10 protein-coding genes are annotated in these 4,568 nt (G+C 39.0%); 8 read left to right on the forward strand and 2 right to left on the reverse strand.

What is annotated here, in order from left to right:
- The first annotated feature begins 493 nt into the window (after window positions 1-493).
- The 8 genes from ACE1AQ_RS15575 (at window position 494) to ACE1AQ_RS15610 (ending at window position 3,809) form a co-directional block, all read left to right on the forward strand.
- A complete protein-coding gene (locus ACE1AQ_RS15575) occupies window positions 494-880 on the forward strand; it encodes a DUF6883 domain-containing protein (RefSeq protein ID WP_108935384.1) in 387 nt (128 codons plus the stop codon).
- Window positions 881-893: 13 nt separating this feature from the next.
- On the forward strand, window positions 894-1,196 hold the full coding sequence (locus ACE1AQ_RS15580; RefSeq protein ID WP_110544611.1) for a hypothetical protein: 303 nt from the start codon (window positions 894-896) through the stop codon (window positions 1,194-1,196).
- A gap of 116 nt (window positions 1,197-1,312) precedes the next feature.
- On the forward strand, window positions 1,313-1,531 hold the full coding sequence (locus tag ACE1AQ_RS15585; RefSeq protein WP_004163690.1) for a type II toxin-antitoxin system HicB family antitoxin: 219 nt from the start codon (window positions 1,313-1,315) through the stop codon (window positions 1,529-1,531).
- Entirely contained in the window at window positions 1,528-1,707 is a 180-nt protein-coding gene (locus tag ACE1AQ_RS15590) for a type II toxin-antitoxin system HicA family toxin (RefSeq protein ID WP_002782277.1), read from the forward strand. Before ACE1AQ_RS15585 ends, ACE1AQ_RS15590 begins: the two co-directional genes overlap by 4 nt.
- A 437-nt stretch (window positions 1,708-2,144) precedes the next feature.
- A complete protein-coding gene (locus ACE1AQ_RS15595) occupies window positions 2,145-2,339 on the forward strand; it encodes an NAD(P)H dehydrogenase subunit NdhS (protein ID WP_002759298.1) in 195 nt (64 codons plus the stop codon).
- Window positions 2,340-2,341: 2 nt separating this feature from the next.
- Window positions 2,342-3,016: an HAS-barrel domain-containing protein gene (locus ACE1AQ_RS15600; RefSeq protein ID WP_002759297.1), complete on the forward strand. Its 675-nt coding sequence runs from the start codon at window positions 2,342-2,344 to the stop codon at window positions 3,014-3,016.
- A gap of 299 nt (window positions 3,017-3,315) precedes the next feature.
- Window positions 3,316-3,531 (forward strand): hypothetical protein, encoded by a 216-nt coding sequence (locus ACE1AQ_RS15605; protein WP_002782275.1) that lies wholly within the window; start codon window positions 3,316-3,318, stop codon window positions 3,529-3,531.
- Window positions 3,528-3,809 carry a type II toxin-antitoxin system mRNA interferase toxin, RelE/StbE family gene (locus ACE1AQ_RS15610; RefSeq protein ID WP_008207104.1) on the forward strand — a complete coding sequence of 94 codons (282 nt, stop codon included), beginning with the start codon at window positions 3,528-3,530 and terminating at the stop codon, window positions 3,807-3,809. The genes ACE1AQ_RS15605 and ACE1AQ_RS15610 overlap by 4 nt, the downstream gene beginning before the upstream one ends.
- 58 nt (window positions 3,810-3,867) lie before the next feature.
- Here ACE1AQ_RS15610 and ACE1AQ_RS15615 read toward each other — a convergent pair whose 3' ends face one another.
- Window positions 3,868-4,038 carry a hypothetical protein gene (locus tag ACE1AQ_RS15615; protein WP_172456638.1) on the reverse strand — a complete coding sequence of 57 codons (171 nt, stop codon included), beginning with the start codon at window positions 4,036-4,038 and terminating at the stop codon, window positions 3,868-3,870.
- A gap of 85 nt (window positions 4,039-4,123) precedes the next feature.
- Window positions 4,124-4,333: a hypothetical protein gene (locus tag ACE1AQ_RS15620; protein ID WP_253257710.1), complete on the reverse strand. Its 210-nt coding sequence runs from the start codon at window positions 4,331-4,333 to the stop codon at window positions 4,124-4,126.
- Window positions 4,334-4,568: the final 235 nt, after the last annotated feature.

Here is a 4,568-nt window from a genome sequence, read left to right on the forward strand (position 1 = left end):
GGTTAACAATTTGTAATATTCCTTGTTGACACCCTTACTGACAAAGAAAAAACTGAAATCAAGTCAGGATAAGGGTTGGAGTGCTTACTGCAAAAATTGTTAAGAAAGATCCCTATAAGGGATAGCTTGATAAGGGGGGTGTCTGACAACTTTTAACGCCTACCTACTTATATTTTATAGGTGAGGTGGATAGCGATCGCTTATCGGTGGGGTTGAAGGGCGATTATGGTCAAATATCATCTTCAGTGCGATCGCCCATCTTGTAGTGGATTGTTTCAGCTAAAATGAGATCTTGTAGTTGGGTTGACAACGGAAACCCAACATCATCCCCCGATTATTCTTCATGTTATGGGTTGGGTGGCACTTCGTTTAGCTCAAACTGCGAATGATTTTTATTATCTTTGCTCATATAATCAGGAATCTTAACCCTATGCTCTGAAATTATGATACTCTAATCCCAGAGCTTGATTCAGAGCATTTGTAAGATTGTAATATGAGTATTAGCTGGAAAGAAGGAGATCCCTTACCAAATGCAGATCAAGCCGAAATAGAATTGCGAAAGTTTACCGATTACTCATTGCAACCTAACAACCCTCAAAATCAAGGAAAATGGATGGGATTTGCCATGATAGGTTATTCTGTTGAAACTCAAGAAGGCCGTCAAATTGCAACTCAAGATATAATTCAACAAATTCGTCAAATTTTACCTTATGCACCAGCCTATAAAAGCAAAAATAATCCCTATGGTATGAGATTAAAAGTTACAATTAGGATCAAAGGTTTTAATGGGGGGCAAGGAAATTTAATCACAATCTGGCAAATAGATCAAGGTAAAATTATTCCTAGATTAATTACAAACTGGTTAGAATTTTACAGCTAAAGAGCAAAACATAATGAAAGCAAAAATTAATGATTCGATTCAAACTTTAATAGATATAACCGCCGATTTTTCAGATTTAATCATTCCTAAAGGAACAATTGGTGCAATAGTTGAATGCTATCCTAATCCTGAAGCATACGCTATTGATTTAATGATTTCTAATCCTAAAGTCATTGGTGGTTTTACTTATGAAAATGTAATTTTATCTCCTGAACAATTTATTGTTATTTCTTCTCAATCAATATCAGTGCGATCGCCTGATCTTGTAGGTTGGGTGATGGGTACTCAACCCAACATCATCCCTATGATGCTCTAATCTTGTGTCGTGATCTTGTGATATTTTGGTTGAGAGTGCGATGTTGAAGGCACTGCGTAGCAGCACGCTAATTCATAAATTATCGAATAATTCATAAATTATCAAAGGAGATTGTCATGAAAGGAGAATTTACCGCCATCATTGAAGCAGCAACAGAAGGGGGATACTGGGCGATTTGTCCTGAAGTACTAGGTGCAAATGGTCAAGGAGAAACCATTGAAGAAGCCAAAGAAAGCTTAAAAAGTGCTATTCAACTAATTTTTGAAGATCGTTTAGCTGATATTCGTCGAGGACTACCAAAAGAAGCGATCGAGGAGACAATTTCCATTCCATGAAACGTCAAGAATTAGAAAAAAAGTTGCGGAAAGCTGGTTGTTATCTTAAGCGAGAGGGTGCATCTCATTCTCTTTGGATTAACCCTCAAACTGGGGTGATTGAAGCTGTACCACGACATACAGAAATCAAAGAATTTTTAGCACAAAAAATTCTCAGAAACCTGAATGCTCAATAGTGCGATGCCGAAGGCACTGCCTAGCAGTACACCGATCTTGTAGGGTGCGTGTTTGCGGCGATAATTTCTGATAAAAACTCAAATTAACAATCGGCGCCCCACGCACTAACTTTATTATTAAATTGGTGAGTTACGCTATCGAAAAGCTCACCCTACGAGTTAGTGCGCTCACCTGTGGCTGGGGTTGAGGGTTGAATAGAGCAAATTATAAATTATTAAAGCAAAATCGATGGGAACCATTCCCTTAACTTTAGAACAGCTTATTTAAGCAGTACAACAATTGTCGCCTGAGGAACGAATTGCGATCGCCTGATCGGGTAGAGAACAGGGACGTATTGCCTAAGAAGGATAACAGAAGGTAGGGGTAAGTCACGACTCCCTGATCACTAATTTTTGATAAGCTAAGAGACAGTAATTATAATTTCGTCGTCAATCCTATGATTTTGCCAGGTAGTACCGTTCGAGTCACCAATCCCGATGATACCTATTATAAATTTGAAGGTTTAGCCCAGCGTTTAAGCGATGGGAAAGTGGCCGTTCTTTTTGAGGGGGGTAACTGGGATAAGTTAGTCACCTTTAATCTCTCGGAATTAGAAGAAGTAATTATTGCCCCGGCTAAAGGCAAAAAATAACCATGCGTCCACCCTTACCGCAATTGGCCACGGATAACCGCCATCCCGATCATATCGCCGAAGTTATCGAGACGACGACGACCGAGTTTTTGGCGCAATGTTTGGAACCAGAGGAGTTAAACTTCCCTTTTATGCCTGCTTTTGGTAGTTGGGTGAAAGCCTACGATGAAGAAACGGGTAATAAGATTTTTGGGATTGTCACCTTTGCCACCACTGCACCCATCGATTCGGTACATCGCGCTAGAGCTTTGGGGTTATCTTTGGCTGAATTGCGGGAACAACAGCCGCAGATTTTCGCTATGTTAAAAACGGAATTTCGGGCAACTATTGTCGGTTTTGAAACCTTACCCGGACAATTTAATGGCAATGGTGCCGGGCGAGGTTATATCTATCAATATATTCCTCCCCGTCCCCCACAAATTCATCAGGCGGTTTATCAATGTGAGTCGTTAGAAGTGGTTTATTTTAGTGAACAATTAGACTTTTTACGAATTTTATTACAGGTCAAAAATACTCCCGTGGAAGCTTTGGCAGCTGCTTCTATCCGTCAGATGTATCAATTGCGTCAAGCCGATCGACAATGGTTAGTGAATGTAGGCAGACAGTTAAGTGTTTTACTTAAAGATGATTATGATCGCTTGCGTTATATTCTCAGTCAAATTCATATTAGTCCTTAGATGATTCGGCTCTCTTGGCGCTCTGAGAGTGGTGGAAATCCCTTACTCCCTCTCTTTGTGTCCTTTGTCTCTTTGTGGTTAAGAAAAAAATCAGCAACCCTTGGCCATTCTCGGAAATGTCGGGAATGTTTCTAGATAACATTCTCTACCCAGTGAATATAGGTCAAGTTTCTGTTTTTTTGTTCTCTGGGTTGACTAGACAAAAAATATCGATATAATGAATGGTTATGCGGTAACTCTCGCTATTTTTAGCCTTGATTGTAAATTCTAGATAGTTTAATCGATCGCCCCTTAAGAAAATGGCAATACAAACAACCTTTGCAGAGATTCTAGAAGCAGCCGAGCAACTTCCCCTTGAAGATCAAGAAAATCTCATTCATATTTTACAGAATCGTCTTCGAGATCAAAAAAGAACAGAGTTGTTTAGAGATGTTCAAGAAGCTCAACAAGAATTTGCACAAGGTCAATGTCAACCCCTGACACCTGAACAAATCATGGAGGAAATCCTTTCGTGAATTTTGTTTTATTACGCTCCAATATATTTATTAGAAATGCTCGAAAAATTGTGAAAAAACAGGCTTTTTTAGCTCAAAATATCCAAGAAACTTTAGCTTTATTATCCGTAGATCCATTTCAACCTCGATTAAGAACACACAAATTAAAAGGGGAGCTTAAAGACTCTTATGCTTGTAGTGTGGGCTATGATTTAAGAATTGTCTTTAAATTCGTTGAATATGAGCAGAAACAGGCAATTCTTTTGGAGTCAATTGGGACTCACGATGAAGTTTATTAGTGCGGATGATTATTGCGCTCAGTTTGGAGAAACCGAAACAGAATCAAGATAAAAAACCCTAAGATGCCTCATTAACAGATATTTCAGCTTTTTTGAGGGCAATTTGCCATTCTAAGTCAGCTATTTCTCGATCGAGTTCGACAATTTCACTATTAACTTGCTTTAAATCGGCGATAATTTCTTGTTTACTGCGTTTTCTACCGTAGATAGCCAGTTCATCCGGGAGCATCTCACCTTTGTAACCCCTAAATCAGGTTTTTATGTCAAGCTATTTTGAAAGCCTTGCTAGAAACCAGTTTTATAGATAAGTATAATTACTCACTTGCATAAATGAGATGCTCCCGTTCATCCTCTTGTAATTTCTCAAGGATAGAGTCTAGGGAAGCGGTTAAATCGGCCGAGGGACTATCCATAATACCTAAACGCATTAATACCTGTACCGCTTTGACAACGTCTTGCTGATAAGCTTCTCTAGAAGGGTAATCTTGGGGGTTTTTGAGATTTAAAGCGTCAATGATATTCATATTCCATCTTATGAAGGTTAAATGCGAAACTGTGATTATGTCACACTTAATGGCTCTTCGGTTTGTGTTATGCAATGGACGGGGGTTATAAGGGATGGAACCCTTATAGAGAAAGGCATTTAGCGATTTTTGTCAATTGTTTTTGCTCTAGAGCGAACTAATCAATTAAGTCTCTTGCCAGATAAGGATTTAGTCGATTTATGCCCCCCTATCGAACCATACCAAGTAACGAAGA

It is taken from the genome of Microcystis sp. BLCC-F209 (genome assembly GCF_041928595.1).
In the GTDB taxonomy this organism is placed as follows: Bacteria; Cyanobacteriota; Cyanobacteriia; order Cyanobacteriales; family Microcystaceae; genus Microcystis.